The sequence below is a fragment of the Serratia sp. CY56464 genome, from assembly GCF_052168435.1.
Taxonomy (GTDB): Bacteria; Pseudomonadota; Gammaproteobacteria; order Enterobacterales; family Enterobacteriaceae; genus Serratia; species Serratia marcescens.
In genome coordinates this window covers 1,449,402-1,471,723 of sequence record NZ_JBJNMV010000001.1, presented here as the reverse complement: position 1 = coordinate 1,471,723, position 22,322 = coordinate 1,449,402, and the positions used below count along the sequence as shown (strand labels likewise).

General features: G+C 57.3%; 23 protein-coding genes. 10 read left to right on the top strand and 13 right to left on the bottom strand.

What is annotated here, in order from left to right; translation table 11 throughout:
• The first annotated feature begins 207 nt into the window (after positions 1 to 207).
• Positions 208 to 729, top strand: a complete 522-nt coding sequence (gene sodC, locus ACJ8KE_RS07090; protein ID WP_033640491.1) for a superoxide dismutase family protein — start codon at positions 208 to 210, stop codon at positions 727 to 729.
• On the opposite strand, the gene ACJ8KE_RS07085 is transcribed toward sodC, so the two are convergent.
• The 3 genes from ACJ8KE_RS07085 to ACJ8KE_RS07075 are packed head-to-tail and all read right to left on the bottom strand — an operon-like array spanning position 730 to position 3,867.
• On the bottom strand, positions 730 to 2,760 hold the full coding sequence (locus tag ACJ8KE_RS07085) for an FUSC family protein (RefSeq protein ID WP_016927916.1): 2,031 nt from the start codon (positions 2,758 to 2,760) through the stop codon (positions 730 to 732).
• 3 nt (positions 2,761 to 2,763) lie between these two features.
• Positions 2,764 to 3,627 (bottom strand): efflux RND transporter periplasmic adaptor subunit, encoded by an 864-nt coding sequence (locus ACJ8KE_RS07080; protein ID WP_442517182.1) that lies wholly within the window; start codon positions 3,625 to 3,627, stop codon positions 2,764 to 2,766.
• 3 nt (positions 3,628 to 3,630) lie between these two features.
• Positions 3,631 to 3,867: a DUF1656 domain-containing protein gene (locus ACJ8KE_RS07075; protein ID WP_004931303.1), complete on the bottom strand. Its 237-nt coding sequence runs from the start codon at positions 3,865 to 3,867 to the stop codon at positions 3,631 to 3,633.
• A 180-nt stretch (positions 3,868 to 4,047) separates the two neighbouring features.
• On the opposite strand from ACJ8KE_RS07075, the gene slyA reads away from it, so the two are divergent.
• The gene (gene slyA / locus ACJ8KE_RS07070) at positions 4,048 to 4,479 is read left to right on the top strand and encodes a transcriptional regulator SlyA (protein WP_004931301.1); all 432 of its coding nucleotides are present in this window, start codon (positions 4,048 to 4,050) and stop codon (positions 4,477 to 4,479) included.
• A 92-nt stretch (positions 4,480 to 4,571) separates the two neighbouring features.
• On the opposite strand, the gene ACJ8KE_RS07065 is transcribed toward slyA, so the two are convergent.
• On the bottom strand, positions 4,572 to 5,036 hold the full coding sequence (locus ACJ8KE_RS07065) for a glycine zipper 2TM domain-containing protein (protein WP_028128178.1): 465 nt from the start codon (positions 5,034 to 5,036) through the stop codon (positions 4,572 to 4,574).
• A gap of 359 nt (positions 5,037 to 5,395) precedes the next feature.
• Here ACJ8KE_RS07065 and anmK point away from each other — a divergent pair, with 359 nt between their 5' ends.
• The 4 genes from anmK (at position 5,396) to tyrS (ending at position 9,020) form a co-directional block, all read left to right on the top strand.
• Positions 5,396 to 6,517, top strand: coding sequence for an anhydro-N-acetylmuramic acid kinase (gene anmK, locus ACJ8KE_RS07060; RefSeq protein ID WP_016927911.1), 1,122 nt, complete (start codon positions 5,396 to 5,398; stop codon positions 6,515 to 6,517).
• A 44-nt stretch (positions 6,518 to 6,561) separates the two neighbouring features.
• Complete coding sequence (locus tag ACJ8KE_RS07055; RefSeq protein WP_016927910.1) at positions 6,562 to 6,864, top strand: MliC family protein; 303 nt, start codon at positions 6,562 to 6,564, stop codon at positions 6,862 to 6,864.
• 89 nt (positions 6,865 to 6,953) lie between these two features.
• A complete protein-coding gene (gene pdxH / locus ACJ8KE_RS07050; RefSeq protein ID WP_028128179.1) occupies positions 6,954 to 7,607 on the top strand; it encodes a pyridoxamine 5'-phosphate oxidase in 654 nt (217 codons plus the stop codon).
• Positions 7,608 to 7,745: 138 nt separating this feature from the next.
• The gene (gene tyrS, locus ACJ8KE_RS07045; RefSeq protein WP_049300531.1) at positions 7,746 to 9,020 is read left to right on the top strand and encodes a tyrosine--tRNA ligase; all 1,275 of its coding nucleotides are present in this window, start codon (positions 7,746 to 7,748) and stop codon (positions 9,018 to 9,020) included.
• Positions 9,021 to 9,096: 76 nt separating this feature from the next.
• Here the strand turns inward: tyrS and ACJ8KE_RS07040 are convergent, their stop codons facing one another.
• The gene (locus tag ACJ8KE_RS07040; protein ID WP_097102141.1) at positions 9,097 to 12,201 is read right to left on the bottom strand and encodes a DUF4214 domain-containing protein; all 3,105 of its coding nucleotides are present in this window, start codon (positions 12,199 to 12,201) and stop codon (positions 9,097 to 9,099) included.
• A gap of 139 nt (positions 12,202 to 12,340) precedes the next feature.
• Complete coding sequence (locus ACJ8KE_RS07035; protein WP_305178950.1) at positions 12,341 to 14,695, bottom strand: hypothetical protein; 2,355 nt, start codon at positions 14,693 to 14,695, stop codon at positions 12,341 to 12,343.
• A gap of 305 nt (positions 14,696 to 15,000) precedes the next feature.
• Between ACJ8KE_RS07035 and pdxY the strand changes: the two genes are divergently transcribed.
• Positions 15,001 to 15,861 carry a pyridoxal kinase PdxY gene (pdxY, locus tag ACJ8KE_RS07030; protein WP_033640488.1) on the top strand — a complete coding sequence of 287 codons (861 nt, stop codon included), beginning with the start codon at positions 15,001 to 15,003 and terminating at the stop codon, positions 15,859 to 15,861.
• A gap of 39 nt (positions 15,862 to 15,900) precedes the next feature.
• On the opposite strand, the gene gstA is transcribed toward pdxY, so the two are convergent.
• The 4 genes from gstA to ACJ8KE_RS07010 all read right to left on the bottom strand — a co-directional run bounded on the left by gstA (position 15,901) and on the right by ACJ8KE_RS07010 (position 18,899).
• Entirely contained in the window at positions 15,901 to 16,506 is a 606-nt protein-coding gene (gene gstA / locus ACJ8KE_RS07025; protein ID WP_016927904.1) for a glutathione transferase GstA, read from the bottom strand.
• 92 nt (positions 16,507 to 16,598) lie between these two features.
• Positions 16,599 to 17,483 carry a 4-hydroxy-tetrahydrodipicolinate synthase gene (dapA, locus tag ACJ8KE_RS07020; protein ID WP_049300527.1) on the bottom strand — a complete coding sequence of 295 codons (885 nt, stop codon included), beginning with the start codon at positions 17,481 to 17,483 and terminating at the stop codon, positions 16,599 to 16,601.
• 361 nt (positions 17,484 to 17,844) lie between these two features.
• Entirely contained in the window at positions 17,845 to 18,108 is a 264-nt protein-coding gene (locus tag ACJ8KE_RS07015) for a DUF3811 domain-containing protein (RefSeq protein WP_004938373.1), read from the bottom strand.
• Positions 18,109 to 18,203: 95 nt separating this feature from the next.
• The gene (locus ACJ8KE_RS07010; RefSeq protein ID WP_079449294.1) at positions 18,204 to 18,899 is read right to left on the bottom strand and encodes an HD domain-containing protein; all 696 of its coding nucleotides are present in this window, start codon (positions 18,897 to 18,899) and stop codon (positions 18,204 to 18,206) included.
• 202 nt (positions 18,900 to 19,101) lie between these two features.
• On the opposite strand from ACJ8KE_RS07010, the gene ACJ8KE_RS07005 reads away from it, so the two are divergent.
• A complete protein-coding gene (locus ACJ8KE_RS07005) occupies positions 19,102 to 19,494 on the top strand; it encodes a nuclear transport factor 2 family protein (protein WP_004938379.1) in 393 nt (130 codons plus the stop codon).
• Here the strand turns inward: ACJ8KE_RS07005 and ACJ8KE_RS07000 are convergent.
• Entirely contained in the window at positions 19,491 to 19,760 is a 270-nt protein-coding gene (locus tag ACJ8KE_RS07000) for a hypothetical protein (RefSeq protein ID WP_442517181.1), read from the bottom strand. The two genes, ACJ8KE_RS07005 and ACJ8KE_RS07000, sit on opposite strands and share 4 nt — an antisense overlap.
• 276 nt (positions 19,761 to 20,036) lie before the next feature.
• Between ACJ8KE_RS07000 and ACJ8KE_RS06995 the strand changes: the two genes are divergently transcribed.
• Positions 20,037 to 20,417, top strand: coding sequence for a nuclear transport factor 2 family protein (locus ACJ8KE_RS06995; RefSeq protein WP_015377744.1), 381 nt, complete (start codon positions 20,037 to 20,039; stop codon positions 20,415 to 20,417).
• Between the two features lie 7 nt (positions 20,418 to 20,424).
• Here ACJ8KE_RS06995 and ACJ8KE_RS06990 read toward each other — a convergent pair whose 3' ends face one another.
• A complete protein-coding gene (locus tag ACJ8KE_RS06990) occupies positions 20,425 to 20,805 on the bottom strand; it encodes a RidA family protein (protein ID WP_028128181.1) in 381 nt (126 codons plus the stop codon).
• Positions 20,806 to 20,993: 188 nt separating this feature from the next.
• On the opposite strand from ACJ8KE_RS06990, the gene ACJ8KE_RS06985 reads away from it, so the two are divergent.
• A complete protein-coding gene (locus ACJ8KE_RS06985; protein ID WP_442517279.1) occupies positions 20,994 to 21,839 on the top strand; it encodes an aminoglycoside phosphotransferase family protein in 846 nt (281 codons plus the stop codon).
• On the opposite strand, the gene ACJ8KE_RS06980 is transcribed toward ACJ8KE_RS06985, so the two are convergent.
• Complete coding sequence (locus tag ACJ8KE_RS06980) at positions 21,804 to 22,307, bottom strand: cupin domain-containing protein (RefSeq protein WP_004938395.1); 504 nt, start codon at positions 22,305 to 22,307, stop codon at positions 21,804 to 21,806. The genes ACJ8KE_RS06985 and ACJ8KE_RS06980 overlap by 36 nt on opposite strands.
• Positions 22,308 to 22,322: the final 15 nt, after the last annotated feature.

Here is a 22,322-nt window from a genome sequence, read left to right as displayed (position 1 = left end):
AAGCGAACTCTCATGCGCCGGCGGTGGAAACAGGGAAACAACGTTAGCCGAACGACAGCTGGTCGGAGGACCAACATCGGTAGAATTATTATTAGTGCCAAATATTAGGTCTGCGAATCAAATTGGCGAGATTGTGCGTTGGTTAACAGTGCCGGCGCAGGCTCTCCTATACTGATAGCTCGATATAGTCATTAAGGAGACTGATTGATGAAACGTTATTGGTATGCGGCGCTCGGCCTGATGGCGTGTGGCGCGGCTCAGGCGGCGGCAACCGACGTCGAGATGCATCTGGTGACCGGGCAGGGTATCGGTCAGGACATCGGCAACGTGGTCATCAGCGAAACGCCGTACGGCTTACTGTTCACGCCGAGCCTGAAAGCGTTGCCGGCCGGAGTACACGGTTTCCACGTGCATGAAAAAGGCAGCTGCGAGCCGGGCATGAAGGACGGTAAAGCGGTGGCGGCGCTGGCGGCCGGCGGACATTTCGACCCGCAAAAGACCGGGAAACACCTCGGGCCGTACGCCGACGGGCACCTGGGTGATTTGCCGGCCATCTATGTGACCGCCGACGGCATGGCGAATTACCCGGTATTGGCGCCGCGGCTGAAAAAAATCAGCGAAATTGAGGGCAAGGCGCTGATGGTGCACGCCGGCGGCGATAACCATTCGGATCATCCACAGCCGCTCGGTGGCGGCGGCGAACGCTTCGCCTGCGGCGTGATCAAGTGATCACCCGCCGCTAACGGCCGGTGCGGCGGCGGGCTGGCCCATCGCCTGTTGCAGCTGCTGCAGTGAGCAGTAAAGCCGCCAGATCAGGCCGGCCAGATCGCGCGCCGCCTGTTCCGGGTGATGCGCCAACGCGTTGCTCATGCGCAGCAGTTCCTGCAGCGTGGCGTCCAGCGAACTGTGCTGCACGCCTTTCTCCGTCATGATGCCGCGCAGGCAGTGGATACAGACGTTGCGCACCGCCGACAGTGGATCGGAACGGGTCTGCCAGTCGCGCAGCTGCCAGACGATATGGCTGCAGTTGAGCAGCACCACGCCCCAACGCAGCAGCCAGGTGCGCGCTTCCTGATCCTGACTTTGATTGAGTTGGCTGATGCGATGGTAGATCAGCGATTCGAACTGACTTTCGCTCTGCTGCGGCCGTTTGCTCAACTGATCGATAAAATCGCGCCGCAGCGCGCGGATAATGCGGCGGCTTTTGCGTTTGTCCGAGCTGGGGCGCAGGATCTGAAACGCCAACCCGGCCAGCAATACACCGACGATTTTAGCGATGTTGTCATTGATAAAGGACTGGTAGTCATAGCTCGGCGGATTGCTGACGGTCAGAAACGAGCCCATAAAGACGATCAGCTGCCCCCAAAGCGCGGCATAAGGCGGGTTCTGCAGCTTGAGCATCTGCATGGTCACCAGGATCGGGAACAGGAAGGCGCAAAACACCCAGAAATCGTCAATCTGGATCATCAAACCGAATTTCACCACGAAGCAGGCGACCGAGAGCAGCAGCACCGCCTTGAGCAAGGTGCTGACGCTGTTGATCGGCGAAGGCGTGGAAGAGTAGAGCACGCAGCTGATGGCGGTGAGCGTCAGCGCCGCGCTGCCGGCGTCCCATTGCGTGTTGATCCAGTAGGCGCAGCCAATCACGATGCATAAAAAGGTGCGCAGGCCGTTATAGGCGGCTTCGTAGCTGTCGGTATGGCGCGCCAGTGGGGTGACGCGCGGCGGCTGGAGATCGCTGACCGCCGTGGCGCTTTCCAACCGCCGCAGCCAGCGGTTGCAGCGCAGGTAGAGCCAACAGAAATCGCGCAACCGCAGCCAGAAGGCGCGATGGCGATAGTCCGCGGGATCGTGAGGCGCGATCTGCTGGAGCAGGCGCGCCAAGCGATATTTATCGGTGGCGGGATCGCGCAGTTCGTCCAGCAGTTGCGTCAGCACCGGCATCAGATTGGCGGGGCGATCCGGCCAGTTCAGCAGCATGCGGCGCAGGCTGGAGATGACGCTGGTAATGCGCAGCTGTTGATGCAGCAGATAGTTGAGCAGGTTATTTTGCCGCCGCAGCCGGTAGTGGCTCCAGAATGCCTGAATGCGCAGCAGGTTCATGGTCAGGATCTGGCCGATGACCCCTTCGTGCGAGGTGCGCATCTGCGCGGTGACCTCCGGCTGCCACAGCATGGCGGCGTGCTCCAGCAGGCGCAGCTGCATGCGCCGCAGCGAGGTCAGCAGGGCTTCGCCGTCGGAGGTGCTGGGCAGGATCATCATCATCAACCCGCCGCACAGAATGCCGGTGATCACTTCGCAAACGCGCGCCTGAGCGATGTCGAAGATCTGCTGGGTGTCGGTGACGTTGACCGTGCCGAAGGCGATGATGGCGGCGGTATAGCCCGCCAGCGCGAAGGCGTAAGAGACGTTGTTTTGGTAATGATTCGAGACGTAGGTGCACAGCCCGATCCAGGCGGCGATGAACAGCGTAAACAGCCAGGGATCGTTCAGGCAGTGGCCGGCGATCGCCACCGACGCGGCGGCGCCCACCAGGCTGCCGAAGATGCGGCCGATGCTTTTGCTGATCACGCCGCCGATGGTGGGGAAGCTCACCACCGCGGCGGAGGTGAGTGCCCAATAGGGTTCGTCGAGTTCGAGCACGAACGCCACCCACAGCGCCAGACACATCGCCAGCGAGTTGCGCAGGGCATAGCGCCATTGTCCGCCGGTCGCCTTACCCCAGGGGGTCCGGCTCCACTCCAGAAAAGGCAGATTCACACTTTAGTTCCGCTGATGAATCGAGATGGTGCAGGTGGTGCCGGCGACCAGCGTCAAATCGGTGGGCACGTTGAGCAATTTTATCCGCACCGGCACGCGCTGGGCCAAACGCACCCAAGGCACATTAGGCTTAACGTCCATTAATAGATCGTTGCTGCTGTCGACGCTCTGATCGTAAATGGCGCGTCCGATGCTCTCTACTTCCCCCCGCAGCGGCGTGTTGCCGTTATATAAAACGATGTCCGCTTTATTGCCTTCTTTTATATGCTTCAGCTTGGTTTCTTCGAAATATCCGAGCACATAAAACGAATGCACATCCACCAACGCCACCAGGGGCGTGCCGGCGTTGGCGTAGTTTCCGACGCGTGCCTGCAGGTTGGTGATATAACCGTCGGTTGGCGCATAAATTTTGGTTTTGCTCAAATTCCATTTGGCCTGTTCCAGGTTGGCCAGCGCGGCTTTATAGGCGGCCTTCATTGCCTGAGCGGCTAAATTGGACTCGTCCAAGTCTTCAGCGGAAATAACGTTACGCGGTAAACCGCGGCGGCGGGCAGCCTCGTGGTCCGCTTTGGCCAGATCGGATTGCGCTTTTGCCACCGCGGCCTCGGCATTGTCCAGCGCAATCTGGTAGGGCACCGGGTCGAGGGTAAAAATCAGACTTCCCGCAGGTACGAACTGATTGTCATTCGCGCTTATTTTCTCTAATCTTCCAGAGACTTCAGGGGTGATATTGACGAGTTCGGCGCGCACTTTTCCATCACGGGTCCATGGGGATTGCATATAATAATTCCAGAGCCACCAACCGGCGCAGACGGCAATGGCGCAGACGATCACCGTAGAGAAGTATTTTAATGTTTTATGCTGCATGGGTTACCAACTCGCTAAAATCCATAAGGAACCGCTGACGGTCAGAACGAAAATGGACAGGTCCATCAACATGGGATGCCAGATTTCACCGGAATACATCCAGTCTCTCAGCAGTTGATGAATCAGCAGCCATAAGACCAGTCCTAGTAAAAAAGCTTTAAATATAGGCGGAAAATAAAGCGATGCCCCCAGGACCAAATCGGGTAAGGGGGATGAGGTGTGTAACCATGATGTATTCACATTAACAATCCCTAAGGGTGAATATGTTGAATATTTGCATAACGATTAAACAATAACGGCTAAAAATAGTGGCTATTTCCACAATATACATTATATACATTTGTGTTTTTAATGTGAGTTACCCAAAATAGTCTAAACTCTGGGAGGTAATGTTAGCATGCTAATTATAAGGAGGGGGAAGTGGAGTCAACATTAGGTTCAGATTTAGCACGATTAGTTCGTGTTTGGCGCGCGCTCATCGATCATCGGCTCAAGCCGTTGGAGCTGACCCAAACGCACTGGGTCACTTTGCACAATATCAATCGTTTGCCGCCGGAGCAGTCGCAAATCCAGTTGGCCAAGGCGATCGGTATCGAGCAACCGTCACTGGTTCGCACGCTGGACCAATTGGAGGAGAAGGGGCTGATCACGCGTCACACCTGTGCCAACGATCGCCGCGCGAAGCGCATCAAGCTGACCGAGGCGGCCGATCCGATCATCAGGGAAGTGGACAGCGTGATCACGTCTACACGCAGTGAGATTTTAAGCGGCATTACCGCCGACGAAGTGCATCTGTTGGTAGGGCTGATTGGCAAGTTAGAACAAAATATCACCGAACTGCAGAACAAATAATAATATTCTTATTTTCTACGATTACAGTTTCACAGCATCAGAAATAAAACCGGAGGCGATTGCCTCCGGTTTGCCGTTTGTCGCCGACTGACTTACAGCGGGGAAACGGTGATGGTGTCGCCCATGCGCGCCATGCGCACACGCTGGCCAGGGCTGAACTTGGTGTCGCCCGCTTTCTGTACCACCACGATGTTCTCTTTCTGGTCGGTCTTGATTTCCAGCTCGTAGCCGGAGGTCCGACCGGCCACTTCACCGATGCTGTTACCCGCCGCGCCGCCGGCAATAGCGCCCGCCGCGGTAGCCAGCGTACGACCGGTGCCGCCGCCAACGGTGTTGCCCAACAGCCCGCCAATCACCGCGCCGCCGATCATCCCCATGGCGTTGGAGCCTTCGCCGCCCTGAATTTTAACCGGACGCACGGAAACCAGCGTCCCGTAGGTGACGGTCTGTACCTGCTTGGCCTGCGAGGACGAGTAGACATCGCCGGACATGGATTCATTGGCACAGCCGGCCAGCGTAACGGCGGCGACGGCAACGACGAGAAGACGCTTGATCATATAAAACTCCTGATGGTAGTAGTCCATAACCTGGCAATGCTCACCAGGCAAGATTCAGTGAAAATGATAGACAAAGTATGGCTGAAAGTTGACACACCGCCATGCTTCATCGCTGCATGCAGCTTAACTTTTCTCTGTTCAACCAATAATAAACCGCGGTTTACCTTTATGACAGCCTTGGCGACATTCCGTCGCCTGTTATGGCACGGTTTAACACATAGCCCGTGCCACAGCGGCGCCAGGGGGCATCTGGCTCACGGTGCGTAAAAAAAGCATCATAATTCATGGCGTTAATCCGGCAATTCTGGTTTATTTGTCAGGATAAATTTTGCTTACCGCGCGGGTTAGAGGATGTTGCTATGAAGTCAGGCCGCTATATAGGCGTCATGTCCGGCACCAGTCTGGACGGAATCGATGTGGTATTGGCCGCGATCGACGATCGCATGGTGGCGCAGCAGGCCAGCTATAGCCATCCGATGCCGATGGCGTTGAAAAAAGAGATCCTAGGGATGTGCCAGGGGCAGCAAACTACGTTGGCCGCCGTCGGCCGGCTGGACGCGCAGTTGGGCTCGCTGTTCGGCGAGGCGGTGCTCGGCCTGCTGAAGCAAACCGGCATCGACGCGGAGCAGGTCACCGCCATCGGTTGCCACGGCCAGACGGTGTGGCACGAGCCGGAAGGCGACGCGCGTTTCTCGATGCAGCTCGGCGATAACAACCGCATCGCCGCGCTGACCAATATCACCACCGTCGGCGATTTCCGCCGGCGTGACATGGCGTACGGTGGGCAGGGCGCCCCGCTGGTGCCGGCATTTCATCAGGCGCTGCTTGGGCATCCCGTCGAGCGGCGCATGGTGCTAAACGTCGGCGGCATCGCCAACCTTTCTCTGCTGTTGCCCGGTACGGCGGTGCGCGGTTTCGATACCGGGCCGGGCAACATGCTGATGGACGCCTGGGTGTGGCGCCACCGCGCGCAGCCTTATGATCAGGACGGCGGCTGGGCGATGCAGGGGCGGGTCTGCTTGCCGTTGTTGCAGCAGATGCTGGCGGATCCGTACTTCGCGCAGCCGGCGCCGAAAAGCACCGGCCGCGAGTATTTCAATATCGCTTGGCTGGAACGGCAGCTGGCCGGATTGCCGGCGATTGCGCCGGTCGACGTACAGGCCACGCTCACGGAACTGACCGCCGTCAGCATCAGCGAACAGGTGCAGCTGGCCGGCGGGTGCGAGCGTCTGTTGGTGTGCGGCGGCGGGGCGCGCAACACGCTGCTGATGGCGCGTTTGTCGGCGCTGCTGCCGGGCACGGAAGTTGGGCTGACCGACGATTTCGGCGTCAGCGGTGACGACATGGAGGCGTTGGCCTTTGCCTGGCTGGCCTTCCGTACGCTGTCCGGCCAGGCCGGCAATCTGCCTTCGGTAACCGGCGCCAGCCGTGAAACGGTGCTGGGTGGGATTTATCCGGTTTTGCCATTGGGGGGCCGTTAGCTCTGTTAGGATAGCCTGTGAGGATTTTTCTAAGGAGCAACAGCATGAAAAAAGTCTTTTTCGTCGCCGGCGCGCTGGCGCTGTCCGGCTGCAGTTACATCCTGCCGCAGAGCAGCCAGACGATGCACTATCAGTGTGGCACTACGCCGCTGACGGTGGCGCTCGACGGCAAGGCGAGTGAAGTCAGCCTGCTGATGGATGGCGAGCAGCTGCATCTTAAGCAGGTGCTGGCGCTGACCGGCGCCAAATACAGCGACGGTAAATACACTTTTTGGTCGAAAGACCGTAACGCCTATCTTGAGCGCAACGGCAAGGTAGTCATGAGCGACTGCGTGTTGACGGAGTGAGGGTTGACGGCGGCGTCGGAGCGATTGAGTTCCTGACGCCGCAGGCGCAGAATGTAACGACGGATTTTTTCAGTTGGTCGATAACCCAGATGATTGAAAAGAATGAGTTTGATGTTGCGGACCTGCGCCGTGAATACACCCGGGGCGGCCTGCGCCGCAACGATCTGACCGCCAGCCCGCTCGAACTGTTCGAGCGTTGGTTGAAACAGGCCTGCGACGCGCGCCTGGCGGATCCCACCGCCATGTGCGTCGCGACCGTCGACGAACACGGCCAGCCTTATCAACGCATCGTGCTGCTGAAGCATTTCGATGAGCAGGGGCTGGTGTTCTACACCAACCTCGGCAGCCGCAAGGCGCAACAGCTGGCGCACAACCCGCATATCAGCCTGCTGTTCCCCTGGCACATGCTCGATCGCCAGGTGATTTTCCTCGGCCAGGCGGAGCGTCTGTCGACGCTCGAGGTGCTGAAGTATTTTAACAGCCGGCCGAAGGACAGCCAGATCGGCGCCTGGGTCTCGCAACAATCGTCGCGCATTTCCGCGCGCGGCGTGCTGGAAAGCAAATTCCTCGAGCTGAAGCAGAAGTTCCAGCAGGGCGAGGTGCCGTTGCCGAGTTTCTGGGGCGGATTCCGCGTGAAATTTGACTCTGTCGAGTTCTGGCAAGGCGGCGCCCATCGCCTGCATGACCGTTTCCTGTATCAGCGGGACGGGAATGACTGGAAAATTGACCGACTGGCACCCTGAAGGCGGAAAATCCTCTCTAAGCGCTGGTGCTGATGCCGCCGGCGCTTTATTCTATGCGCTATCCTGAATTTTTATTTCGCCACTGGGCGAAAGGCCGTGTACCGGCAAAGGTGCATTCGTTTATACATGGAGTCATTGATGGCAAGCAGCAACTTGATTAAACAACTGCAAGAGCGGGGCCTCGTTGCCCAGGTTACGGATGAGGAAGCGTTAGCGGAGCGACTGGCGCAAGGGCCAATTGCACTGTATTGCGGTTTCGATCCGACCGCTGACAGCTTGCATTTGGGCCATCTGGTTCCTCTGTTGTGCCTGAAGCGCTTCCAACTGGCCGGCCACAAGCCGGTAGCGTTGGTGGGCGGCGCCACTGGCCTCATCGGCGATCCGAGCTTCAAAGCGGCGGAGCGCAAGCTGAACACCACCGATACGGTGAACGAGTGGGTCGAGAAGATCCGCAAACAGGTTTCCCCGTTCCTCGATTTCGACTGCGGCGACAACAGCGCTATCGCGGCCAACAACTACGACTGGTTCGGCGGCATGAACGTGCTGACCTTCCTGCGTGACATCGGCAAGCACTTCTCCGTCAACCAGATGATCAACAAGGAAGCGGTCAAGCAGCGTCTGAATCGCGACGACTCCGGCATCTCCTTCACTGAGTTCTCGTATAACCTGCTGCAGGGCTACGATTTCTCCGAGCTGTATAACCGCCACCAGGTGGAACTGCAGATCGGCGGTTCCGATCAGTGGGGCAATATCACCTCGGGTATCGATCTGACGCGCCGTCAGCACCAGAAGCAGGTGTTCGGCCTGACCGTGCCGTTGATCACCAAAGCCGACGGCACCAAGTTCGGTAAAACCGAGGGCGGCGCGGTCTGGCTGGCGCCGGAAAAAACCAGCCCGTACAAGTTCTACCAGTTCTGGATCAACACCGCCGACGCCGACGTCTACCGCTTCCTGAAGTTCTTCACCTTCATGAGCCTGGAAGACATCAACGCGCTGGAAGAAGAAGACAAGAACAGCGGTAAGGCGCCACGCGCCCAGTACGTGCTGGCGGAAGAAGTGACCGGCATGGTGCACGGTGCGGAAGGCCTGGCGGCCGCCAAGCGCATCACCCAGAGTCTGTTCTCCGGTGCGCTGCACGACATGACCGAAGCGGACTTCGCCCAACTGGCGCAGGACGGCATGCCGACCATCAAACTTGAGCGCGACGCCGATCTGCAGCAGGCGCTGGTGAATGCCGAACTGGTGCCGTCACGCGGCCAGGCGCGCACCATGATCGGCTCCAACGCGGTGACCATCAACGGCGAGAAGCAGTCCGATGCCGAATACCGCTTCAGCGATTCAGACCGTCTGTTCGGCCGCTACACGCTGTTGCGTCGCGGCAAAAAGCATTACTGCCTGGTGGATTGGCAGTAAGCGTCAGCCAGTCTATATGACATGAAAAGCCCGGGGAGCTCCCCGGGCTTTTTTTATCGCATGGCGCGGATGACGATTAGGCAAACGCCTCCGGCAGCGAGTTTTCGGCCGCAACACCGTTCACGGTGACGGCGGGCGAGTGGTAGTGCAGAGAGACGGCAGCCAGATAAGGATCCTGATTGCCGATCGAGAACACCACATCATCGGCGTCAAAGCTGTGATTATGATTGCTATCCACGATGACATAGAGCGATTTGTCCAACTTTAGCAATCCGACTTCCGCCAGGTTATTGGTGCTGGCGCCGTTCGTTATTTTCGCCAGTACCTGTGAGAACAGCGCTTGGGCATTGTCCGTCGCATTCAGGCCACTGAACGCATTTTGTAACTCAGCTTGGGTGGTGGCGCTGCCGTACAAGGTTGCGGTCTTGTCTCCTGTCTTGGAGAAAACCCACGGGTTGTCGGTTTCTCCCACGGAGATGACGCTGTTGGCATAGCCGGTATTGAGCGTGACCATATTGTCTATTTTGCTATCGGTAAAATGTAACGTACCGGCGCTATCCAACGTCGTGTTGCCCTTAACGTCGGCTTTATAGACGGTCAATCCAGTGCGGTCGACCGTTAACTGGTCGCCGGCAAGTTCGGCAATGACATGGGCGAAATCGTCTTTATTGGCCAGCGTGTTTAGCGTGTTGTAGAAAGCGCCGCCGCCGGTGCCGCCTTTTTCTGCGACGAGGAACAGCTTCATGTCGGAGTAATAACGGCGTTCATCGGTAAATTCGCTGCCTATGATGGTTTTCAGGTTATCACTAAAATCTGCGGCAACGGTCAGATTAAGCACCAGCGGCTTATCGCCTGTGTACATATAGCCGCTCAGCATCAACGTGCTAATCGAGTTGTCCCCGCCGCTCAGGGTCAACGTGCGATTTTGCACAATGTCGAGATTGCTGCCCATACGGATTTCGAGCGTTTCTTTATGGTTCGATGTAAAGCTGAAAGTACCCATATTGAGGTTGGTTACCGTATGGCTAGCCGTATCGGTAAAGAATAATTTAAAACTGTCGTCGCTATGTGCCGTATCGCTGATGTGGATACGGCTTTTCGCGGTCAAGTCGCCGCCGAGGGTAAACTGTCCGCTGCTGACGTTGAGCAGCGTTAAATCTCCGGAGTAGGCCGTAATTACCCCTCCAGCCGACCCCGTAGCGTTTTGCGAAGCATTGGGTTGCGCCATTTCGCCTTGTTTTAGCGAGTTGATGTTACCGTAAATCGGGTGGGAGACGGTGGCTTCTTGCGTGAACACCCCAAAGTCAAATACCTTGTTGCCTTCGGTAGCGACCCGCTGCCCGTTAAGATAAATCTCTCCGGTACCGCGATAGTGGGTCAAATCTACATAGTTGAAATATAGGAACTGATTAACGTTATTTGTAATTTCAGCGTCATAGCCGCCGCCGACGCTGGCCGTCAGGTGGACGACCTTGGTGAAAAAATTGGCTGAGACACTATAGTAAGATGTCTCGGGATCGCTATTAAGCGCCGTCGCTTTGAAATCACGGCTGACCCTATTGCCGCTGTCGGCGGTGGCATTGCCTTGCCAGACAAGCTGATGCTTCCCGGCGGCCAGATTGATTTGCGCGGCTGCCGTCGTCATATCGAGCCGGTCGGCGACGACGGTGCTGTTCTTCACGTTGGAAAAGTTAATCCCTTCGGGGGCGTTCAGCAGGTTGCCCTCGCTAAGAAAAAGGGTGACATTCAGGTTTCTCAGCGATTGAAGCATTGCTTCACTGGTGGCGAAGTCGCCCTGCAGCGTGACTTTTTGCAACGATTTGGCAAAGCTGAGATCGACCGCGGAGCCGATCTCGGCGTTAAGGGTGATCTCGCGCAGCTGGCTGATTTCCGCATGGCTTAACGCGTGTTGCTTACCGGTATTCAGGCTGCCGTTGAGGGCGCCGTCGGCATTCGACATCGTGACGTTGCCGCGGATCTGGTATCCCAGCTCGCTGCCAATTTTGTATTCGAGATTGACGAGTTGCTCGTGACTTGGGCTGACTCCGCCCTCCAGCGGCGCTTCCCCGCTGCGGAACGCATGCAAAATATTCAGCGTCGCCTGCAGCGGATTATTGCCGGCTTTGAGCAAAATTGCCTGTTTTTGCAGTTCGCTCAGCGCCGGGCCGTAATACAGTTCGTGATAAATCCTGGCGAAGTCTGCGGCATCTTTGAAGGGGGAGGATTTAGCCAGAATGGTCAGCAGATCGAGCTCGGAGTTCCCCGCGGCGAGGAATTTGCTGTAACTGTCCAGTCCGGTTGATTCCAGCGTGGCCTTTTTCCCCAGTTGCAGAAAGAGCAGCGCCACGCTTTCCTGATAGTTGGCCGCAGCCATCTCACCCGCAGCGTAGACATGGGTAGCATTAAGAAAAGCCTGTTTGGCGGCGGCATGTGCTGTGTCGTTGCGAATATCGGCGATCAGACGCATGATGACGTCGCCTCGCGTTTCGGTGTGATTATTCAACCCGGTGACATAATTGGCGAGCTCGCTTGCGCCAGCATCAACGCCGAAAGTATTTTTATAGACGGTTTTGACGAAGTCTTCATTACTTAACGTGGTCAACGCGCTACGCGTATCGACGAAACGGCCGGCAATATAGCTGGCGTCAGCTTTTCCTGTCGCCAGCACCTGGCTCCAATAATTGACGCCTTCCGCCACCGCGAGGCTGCCTACGATGTAAAACAGGGCTTGAATATCGGCTGCCGCTTCAGCATTCGCGGGATAGGGGGACAAAGCGGGGTGTAAGGTTGTATCAATAATATCAAACAAATGCTGTTGCTGTGCGACCGGTGCCGCAGCATCACCCATATAGCTCTTCACGCCGGCGATAAGATCCTTGGTAATCAGCCCCAGCGTTTTTCCTGCATTGGCTTGCGCGACCAGCGTGGCCAGCAAATCGGGTGCTGGATCGGCGCCTGTCGTATTTTTATAGATGTATTGAATTTTTTGCGACGTTGTCAGGCCGTCATAGCGATGATGCCCATCTTGAGACTGGATGAATTTTTCGGCCAGTTGATCTCTGCTGTACTGCCCCGATTCCAGCTGGCGGGCAAAGAAGTTTAATGCGGCGCTATCGGCTTTTTTACCGAGTGTGGCATAAAAAAGGATGGCTACATCCTGTTGTGACGATAATAAACTCATGTTAACCCCTGTGTTGACAAAAAATAAGCATCAACAAGTACAGTCCAAATCCACATGATTGCAATGCGGTTGAGCCTAAGGAAATTCTGTATTTTTCGCGAATGCGGCCGCCGTTTGAGGCGACCGCACCCGCAGAGAGTTAGACCAAACTTAGCTCTGTGACGGATGGGGTGGAAGTGCCGGCAAGATCAATAGTCGGCGCCCGATAATGAAGGTTTGCTGCAATCTCATAAATATCTTTATCTCCCAAGGAGAATACAATGTCCTCAGCGTCAAATTGCTTATTGTGATTATTATCAATGATAATGTATGCATTGGTTGCCAACTTGAACACGCCTACGCTTTGCAGATTATTTTCACTGCCGCCATGGGTTATTTTTGATAGCGCCTGAGCAAATATATCTTGCGCCGTGCTGTCGTCTGCGACGGTTAATGAATCAAACAGGGTATTGATGTCGGCCATTTGCGTCAGGCTGCCATAAGGCACGATATTGCCGGATTTTTCGCTGTCGAACAGCCACTGTTGACCCCGAACACCAACGGTAAGCGTGTCGGTCGGCGTGAGAGTGTTAATCGTGACCATGCTGTCGATCGTGCTTTGTTCAAAGTTGATTTTGTTGTGGTGCGCGTATTGATTGGCCATCGCCAGGTTATTCAGCGTGGTATTGCCTTTGATAGTCAGGGTCTGAGTATTGGTGTACTGGATGTTGATCTGTTCGCCGGTCAGTGCGCCGATAATACCGCCATAGGCGCTCGGGTCGTTCAGTGCGGATAGCAGTTTATAAAACTCGCCGCCGCCGCTGCCGGCCTTATCCAGCTTCAGATCGGTTTCAACGCGCGGGATCCCTTCATTCATGGGATCGAAAATGGGTTCAATAACAATATGTTTCAAGCTGTCGCTAAAGTCAGCTTTTACCGTCACTTCCAGCTTTCCTATGCCGCTGATGTTGATCTTGGAAATATTGTTGCCGGCGCCTTCCAGCGCCACCGAGGCGAGTTTCGAACCATTGGCATACAGCCGCAGCTCTTCTTGCGGCCGTGCACCAATGAAATGGCTGGCGAAACTGAGCGTTCCTGCGTCCAGGCGTTCGATGGCGCTATTTCCGATGCTTACCCCCCAAGGGCCAAATAACGTCGAGGGAGGCGTAACCGGCGCCAGTTCCAGGTGAAGCTTGCTCTGCGCACCGGCATCGCCGTTGATGGTGAGAAAAGGCAGCGTGTCGAAGACGGGAAGATTGATGATATGTACATTATCGGCGAAACCGGAAAGCGTAAGCCCTTGACTTCCCGTCCAGTAATAACCGTCACCACTTTTTACAGCATGGGGCGCCTGCTGTAAGTGGGTGACGCCTGTATAATGGTCGTTATAAATACTGGCCGTTTGATTGATTACGCCATAATCGAATACGTTGGCGCCTTCTGTCGCGATCAATTTGCCATCCAGATAAATGTTTCCGGTACCGCGATAACCTGCCAGATCGATCTGAGGAAAGAATTGGAACTGGTTAACATTGGTTTTGATTATTCCTTCAATACTGCCGCTTGCCGTTGTGGTCAGATAGATATCCTTTAAGATCAGGTTGGCGGAAATAACGCCATCCGCATCAAAATAGTTCTGTGCGGTGAACGTCGTGCTGACAATATTGGCGCTATGATTCACGCCATTGCCATTCCAAAACAGACTGGCACCACCGATGCCAAAAAGAATTTCCATTTTGGCATTGGCGAGATCGAACTTATCGGAAATCACCACCACATCCCGTTCGGTACCAAATGTAATCTTGTCTACCGTTTTGAAGTAAGGGTTATCATCCAGATTAAGCCGCAAAGCGAATCCCTTATTTTTTAGCGAGTTCAGGGCGGTGGTATCGGTTGGCGCACTCCCTTGCAAGGTCACCTCTTTCAACTGGGGCGAATGGCTGAAATCAACGGCGGCCGAGGCATTCACATTAAGAAAGACGTGCGTCAGAGCGGCCAATTCCTCAGGACTCAACGGATGCTGACTGCCGGTGTTCACCGAGCCGCTCAATATGCCGTCGGCGGAGAGCGACAATTCGGCGATAGGCGTGTAATTCAGCGGTTGAGCGATCTTGAGTTGATAGGCGGCGACATCCGTCGACTGAGGCTCACGAGCGCCGTCGAGTGGGAGCATCCCCTTGCAGAATGACGCGATGCTGGTTTGGTATCGATCGTGGCCGGCGTTCTGTAGCAAGGCCAGGGAGACATCCTGGCTCAGATTTTCGTGATACAGCGAAGCGTAGATTTTTTCGTTGTTGTCAGCCCGCAGGAAGTGGCGGGCGCTGGCCAGCAGCTTAAACTGCTCGACGGAAGGTGTCCCGCTGGCGAGCGAACGGCCAAAGGTATCGAGAGCGGCCGCGTCGGCGAAGGCACCTGACTCACTTTGGCTATCAGCGCTTTTCTCAAGCTGTTTAGCTAAATAAGTCAAGGTATTGGCATCGGCCTTCTTTCCCCATTGAAGTTTCAGTAAGCTCATGAAATATATCCTCTGGATACGCTGAAGTGATAGTGAATGAATAGACAATTACAGTTCATAAGGGCCGAAATGCAATGTTAGGCCAGTCTGAGGATGGCCTGATTTTTCCCGCTGTCACTGCCTTGTCGGTCGGTTCTCGGCTTTTTTTGGATCGGACTTTTCGCTACAATATGCCGCCGTCGAAAGCATAAAAATTCCTCTCATTTCTTGTTTTTAACAGCGCCGGCATGACGTTTTCGCGTTGTGCACCCATTATCATTTCGCCGCGGGCTGATGCACACGGCATGGCGAGGTCAGTTGTTCCGATGAAAAACATTCTTTCTATCCAGTCGCACGTGGTGTTTGGTCACGCCGGCAACAGTGCGGCTGAATTTCCGATGCGCCGCATGGGCGTCAACGTCTGGCCGCTGAACACGGTACAGTTCTCCAACCATACGCAATACGGCCAGTGGACCGGCTGCGTCATGCCGGCCAATCACCTGACCGAGATCGCGCAGGGCATCGCCAATATCGATCAGCTGAAGCGCTGTGATGCGGTATTGAGCGGTTATATCGGTTCGCCGGAGCAGGGCGACCATATTCTGGAGATCGTGCGTCAGGTTAAGCAGGCGAACCCGAATGCCTGGTATTTCTGCGATCCGGTGATGGGACATCCGGAAAAAGGCTGCATCGTGGCGCCGGGCGTGGCCGAGTTTCACTGTCGCCAGGCGTTGCCGTGCAGCGACATGATGGCGCCGAACCTGCTGGAGTTGGAGATGCTGAGCCAGATGGCCGTCGCCAACGTGGCCGATGCGGTGCAGGCCGCCCGCGCGCTGATCGCCAAAGGGCCGCGGCTGGTGCTGGTCAAGCACCTGGCCCGCGCCGGCTATCACGCCGACTGCTTCGAAATGCTGCTGGTGACGGCGGACGAGGCTTGGCACATCAGCCGGCCGCTGGTGGACTTCGGCGCGCGTCAACCGGTCGGCGTCGGCGATTTGACCAGCGGTCTGCTGCTGGTGGATCTGCTGAAGGGTGAGGCGCTGGATAAAGCGCTGGAGCACGTGACCGCCGCCGTGTATGAGGTGATGCTGACGACTCAGGAGATGGGGGAATACGAGCTGCAGGTAGTGGCGGCGCAGGATCGGATCGTGCAGCCGCGCAGCGAGTTCAAAGCGGTAAAACTGTAAGTGCAACGGGCCCCGGCGATAGCCACCGGGGCCGAATGTTTACTTCAATCCTTCGGCGTTCAGCGCCGCATCCACCGCCGGGCGCGCCGCAACGCGATCGAACCAGGCCGCCAAATGGGCGTGCTTGCGCACGTCAAACTGCAGGGCGAATGCCCAGCGCAGCACGGTGAACAGGTAGGCGTCAGCCACGCTGAAACGGCTCCCCAACAGGAAGTGCTGCTTCGCCAGTACCGAATCCAGATAGCTGAACTGCTGCTCCAGCTTGGCGCGCGCGATGGTTTTGTATTCTTCGGGCGTTTTCGGGTTGAACAGCGGGCTGAATCCTTTGTGCAGCTCGGTGGCAATGTAGTTCAGCCATTCGATCGCGTGGTAGCGCGACAGGGTGCCCGCCGCCGGGATCAGGTTGCGATCCGGCACGCGGTCCGCCAGATATTGCACGATCGCCACGCCTTCGGTCAGCAGGCTGCCGTCATCCAGCAGCAGCGCCGGGACCTGTCCCTTGGGGTTGATGGCGAGGTAATCGGCGCCGCTCTCGGTTTTCTTCTGCGCCAGATCGACCTTCTCCGCCGTAAAATCCAGCCCTGCCTCACGCAGCACGATATGCGGGGACAGCGAACAGGCGCCGGCTTTATAGAACAGTTTCATCGGAAGCTCCTTGTTGATGACGAATGACGGGCATGCTTAACCTCTCATCGTAGTCCCGTGGCGCCAAAATTACAGCGGCTTAGCTAACAAATTTAACCGACGATCGCCTCTGCGGGCTGCAGTTGCGCCAGCGTCGCGGCGATCTGTTGCTGCAGCGCCGGCGGCGCCACCTGCATCGGCGAACGCAATTCGTTGGCGATCAGCCCCTGCTGGGCCAGCACCGTCTTGACCGGCGCCGGATTCGGGAAGCTGAACATCTGGTGGATCATCGGCAGCAGCTCATAGAAGTTGCTGCGCGCCGCGGCCAGATCGCCGGCGGCGACCTGCTGCACCAGCTGGACGAAACGTTCCGGGTGAACATGCGCGGCGGCGGAGATGGCGCCGGTGCCGCCGAGGCACAGCGTGGTGAGGATCAGATTGTCTTCCCCGGTCATCACATCGATTTCGCCATCGGCGATCAGCGCCATGGTGGCGTCAGGGTTGCCGCCGCAGTCCTTGATGGCGGTGATGCGCGGATGGCGAGCGAGCCGGCGCAGCGTGGCCAGCTCCATGGCGATGCCGGTGCGCTGCGGAATGTTGTACAGGATCACCGGCACGGCGGAGGCGTCGGCCAGCTGGGTAAAATAGTCGATCAGGCCGCATTGCGAAGGGCGGATGTAGTAAGGCGCCGGGATCAGCACGCCAGCGATGTCGCGCAGCTGAATGGCCTGCTGCATTTGCAGCGTGGCGGCCATGTTATTGCCGGAAAGGCCCATCACCACCTGGCGTGCAGGCGCCACCTCCAATACGGCGTCGAGCACCGCCAGCTGTTCTTCTTTGCTCAGCGCAGCGGCTTCACCGGTGGAGCCGCAGACCACCAGACCATCGACGCCGGCGTCGAGCAGGTGCCGCGCCAGGCGTTGCACCGCCGGCAGGTCGACGGCGTCGTGATTGAAAGGGGTAACCATCGCCACCCAAATACCCGAAAATGAGGCCATAAAATATTCCTTCTGTGTGACCGACAGAGAAGCCAGATGAGAAAATTGAAGGCGGGGCGTTGCGTGCCATCCAGTCAGCTCATCTGACGGGACAGCGCGCCCCGGTCAAATGAGCGTCTGTTTCTTCGATGTAACCGCCGCCAAACCGCCAACGAGCAACGCAGGTGTCATCAGAATATCAGCGTTGCGTGGGTAGGCCATGGCAGTCTCGCGAAAAGGGGAAGTGGGGTGATAATGAATATTCTTCATCAGACTGTCAATTTACAACAGATTGATAACATTGTTATTCATGATTCACCGGTGAGGATGAGTTTGGCTAATAAATAAAAATCCCCGCCGCGGCGGGGAGGGTTGAGTTGGCTCAGCGCGGCGGGCGGGAGCCGATGGTGGCGGACCAACTGAAAGTGTCGCCGCTCGGCCGGTAGCGATTGGCTTTGCGTTCTGCACGCTCCGCCTTGGCGAGCTTCGCTCTGGCGGCCATGATGCGCGCCACCACTTCATCCTTGACCTTGTGCTGTTCGGCATTGGTCAGCGGCCTGCCATGGCTTTTACGCGCCTTGTCCAATTCGGTTTTCACTTCCCGCTGTTCGCTTTCCGTCATCTCTTTCAACGTCAACTTTTTCATCTGTGCCGCCCGTTCGGTGAAGTTGACTTACAGTTTAGCGGCGTTATATGACCGAAAATGTTATGGGCATAACGAAAATGCCCCATAGGCCGGCATTACACCTCTTCCAGCAGATCGTCGACAAAGCGCCGCATGCGTTCGGTGCGCTGTTCGGCCATCTGCCGCCCGGCGGCGGTCTGGAAGCCGTCTTGCAGTTTGAACAGCTTGGTTTCGAAGTGATCCAGGCTGAAACGCTTGTCGTCGTATTGGCGATGTTCAGCCCGCGGGTCGGCGGCGTCGTACAGCGCGCTGCGCATGCGGCCGCCGATATAGAAGCAGCGCGCCACGCCGATAAGGCCGATAGCGTCGAGGCGATCGGCATCCTGCAGGATCTTCGCCTCCAGCGTTTGCGGCGGGATGCCGGCGGAAAAACTGTGCGCTTCAATGGCGTGAGCCACCGCCGCGATGTCCGCCGGCGCCCATTCCAGCCGGGTCAGCGTCAGCGTGGCTTGCTCCGCCGCCATGCGCGAGGCCAGATGGCGCTGCGGCGAATTCTTTTCCACCGCGACGGCGTCGTGCAGCAGCACCGCCGCGCAGAGAATGCGCCGGTCGCCGCCTTCCAGCTTGCTGATCCGACGGCAGTTCTTCCAGACCCGATGCAGGTGCGCCACGTCATGCGAACCGTCGTCCGACTCGAGGGTGAGCGGCAACAGCGTTTGCGCCAGCGTCTGGTAGGGGGAAAACGGTTGTAACAACTCTTGCGTCAGCGAGGGTAAAGACACGTTCAGCTCCTGTTGGGGAAAATCGGTCAATCAGCATAGCCGTGTCGGATGCCGGGAAAATGACAGAAAAATGGCTATTGTTTACTAAAGTGCAACCCACTATTGTCATAACTGCGGTTTTTGCAGCGAAACAAGCAACCTAGAATAGCCGCATTCCGCCGTCTCCGCTTGGTGAGAGCCTGTGTCCGCGGGGATGGCCGGAATACCCTCATCAGCCATTTGGAGAAGAGACATGCCAACCCCTCTTGAAATAGTGCGCGCAACCTATGAAGGCAGCTCCGAAGAAAACGGCCGTAATCTGCTGGCGGCGCTGGCCCCCGATGCCGAGTGGACCGAAGCCGCCGGTTTCCCTTACGCCGGTACCTATATCGGCCCGGAGAACATCATCAAGAACGTGCATCAGCGCCTGGGCAGCGAATGGCAAGGTTACCGCGCCGACGTCGATCACTTTTACGACGCCGGCGACAACGTGATCGCTCAGGGTTTTTATCACGGCACCTACCGGGCCACCGGCAAATCCTTCAGCGCCTCTTTTGCGCATATTTATACGCTGCGCGCCGGCAAAATCGTGAAGTTCGTGCAGATCGTCGACAGTGCTAAAGTGCTGGAGGCGATGCAGCCTTAATCGCCGCTGCGCTTGCCGAATTTGCGGTCGAACTCGCGCCGATAACACCGGGCCTTGTTGCGATCGCGGATCCACAAATAGCCGCATACCAGCGCAACCGCTCCCGAGAAGGTGACGTTGCGCATATCCCGGTCATACCAAAACACCAACAGCGCATCCAGCGCCGCAATCAGCGCGATCCATTTGTACATATGGGATTGGCGCCGCGTGGCGGCGTTGAGTCGTTTTAACTGTCTGGCTTCGTCCAACACCGGTTTTTGCTGCATAGCGTTTCGTTATCGTCAGGCTGTTCACGCTAAATTAGCAGAATTTCCCTCACCGTCGCAAAGATTAACGCGCGGCGCCATGCGGTTTTCATCGCCCCTGGCACGGCGCAGAAAATTTATGCGCGGGCGCTTGAATTGTTCATCGGGCGTGATAGGTTGTTTATTCGTTATTTTTGGTTTTTTATTCAAAATTCACCGTGTCATCAAGCTGCAGCACGGGCCGGTTAACGTGATGGGTTCGACGCATGCGGCGGTTAACTTCGGCAGGAGGATGTGATGAACGATAAAACGGCACGCCCGCAGGATGTGGTTCAACAACAGCTTGACGCCTATAACGCCCGCGACATCGAGGCCTTTATGGCCTGCTGGGCGGACGACGCCCAGTATTACGAACATCCAGACACGCTGTTGGCCAGCGGCAAAGCGGCGATCCGGGAACGGCATCTGGTGCGTTTCCAGGAGCCGAGTCTGTATGGCGAACGGATAAAACGCATGGCGGTAGGCAATATGGTGGTCGATCAGGAGGTGGTGACGCGCAATTTCCCGCAGGGGCGCGGCAAAATGGATGTCATCGCCATCTATGAAGTGGAGCAGGGGCGGATCGCCAAAGCCTGGTTCAAGATCGGCCCCTGCGTGCCGGATGAGGGCGCGCTCTAGCCGCGCATTATTGCAACGCCATCACCGCCTCTATTTCCACACACACCGCGGGTGAGAACAACGCGCTGACCGCCATCAGTGAACAGGCCGGCAGCGCGCCATCGAAATAGTCAAACAGCACCGGGCGCACGCCCGCCAGATCGGCGATGTCGGTCAGGAACACGCTGATTTTAATCAATGCCTTGAGGTTGACGCCTTCGCTGGCGGCAATGGTGGCCAGCTGTTCGAGGATCTCCTGCGTTTGCTCCGGCGCGCTCAACCCCTGAGCGTCGGTGGCGAAAGCCGTCAATCCGGAAACGTATAAGCGATCGCCGTGGCGCACCGCATGCACATAGGGGCCGCCCGGCGTCGGCAACTGCGGATAATTCGTGCGTTTTAATGATGTCATGGTCAAACCCCGCGCAAGACCGGTTAATAAAATCGACAAACTTGGTTAGGATACTGAAGAAACGGCGGCCAGGCGCCGCGCACCGATGATATTTGAGAGTATCATCCCTCTTTTTTATACGTCGTCTTCACCCGAATGTGACAGTGCGGCGCAGCTCGGTCACAAGGACGCATGAGACGATGAACCCGATTTTTACTCCCTACCTGCAACGCTGGCAACTGGAACAGGACGGCAAAGCCTTCGAAACCCACAGCAGTCTGCTGATGCCGGTGCGTTACCGGGGCGAGGCCGCCATGCTGAAGATCGCCCGCGAGCAGGAGGAGCGCTTCGGCGGCCAGCTCATGTGCTGGTGGCGCGGGGAAGGCGCCGCGCTGGTGCTGGCGTGGCACGACGACGGCATTCTGCTGGAGCGCGCGCAGGGCGAAGGTTCGTTGGCGCAGTTGGTGCGTGATGGCGACGATGAGCAGGCCACGCAGATCCTGTGTCGGGCGATCGCCGCCTTGCATGCGCCGCGAGAGGCACCGCTGCCCGAATTGATCCCGCTGCAGGAGTGGTTCAGCTCGCTGTGGCCGGCGGCGCAGGCGCACGGCGGCATGCTGCGCTTCAGCGCCACAACGGCGGCGGAATTGCTGAGCAGCCCGCGAGAAGAAAGCGTGCTGCACGGCGACATCCACCATGACAATGTGCTCGACTTCGGCGAACGCGGCTGGCTGGCGATCGACCCCAAGCGTTTGTACGGCGAACGGGGCTTCGATTACGCCAATATCTTCTGCAATCCCAACTACGGTATCGCCACCGATCCGGCCATTTTCCAGCGCCGCGTGGAACAGGTGTGCCGGTTGGCCGGGTTGGAGCGCCGGCGCTTGCTGCAATGGATCCTGGCCTGGTCGGGGCTCTCCGCCGCTTGGTTCATGGAAGACGGGCAGGCGGCGGATATCGACTTCCGCGTGGCCGAACTGGCGGCGCGCGCGTTGGATATCCCGTTGCCGGACGGCGATTCAGGGTTCATCCTGCCAGTAATCGAGCGAGGTTGAAGGGCGCTGCAGGTAGCGCACCTGCTCGCCGTCTGCGCTGCGCGCCATCGCCTGGTATTTGCCGGAATCCGGGTACATCACCAGCTCCGGCTGTTCGCGCGTGCTGACGGACAGGTACTTCAGCGGCGCATCGGAAGTGTTGATGATCTGGTGCGGGTATTCCGGGCCCGGGGGAATGAAAATGACATCCCCGCTGACGATCGGCAGCATTTCTCCAGCCACCCGCAGCGTACCGCTGCCTTCCAGAATGATGAACATTTCTTCCTGAGCGTAGTGAAAATGGTAGGGGCAGGAACGCATGCCCGGCGCCACGCAATCGAAAGAGGCGCCCAGTTTGTCGGCGGCGGTGCCGGTGCCGAGACGGGCGCCGACGCTGTCATACAGCGGCGGCCGCCGGTCATGTTTCATCTCTACCTGTTCGACATTGCGTATCAGGCGCTGAGCTAACAGCGCGGCTTTCTCAGTCATAAGCTTCCTTGGTGA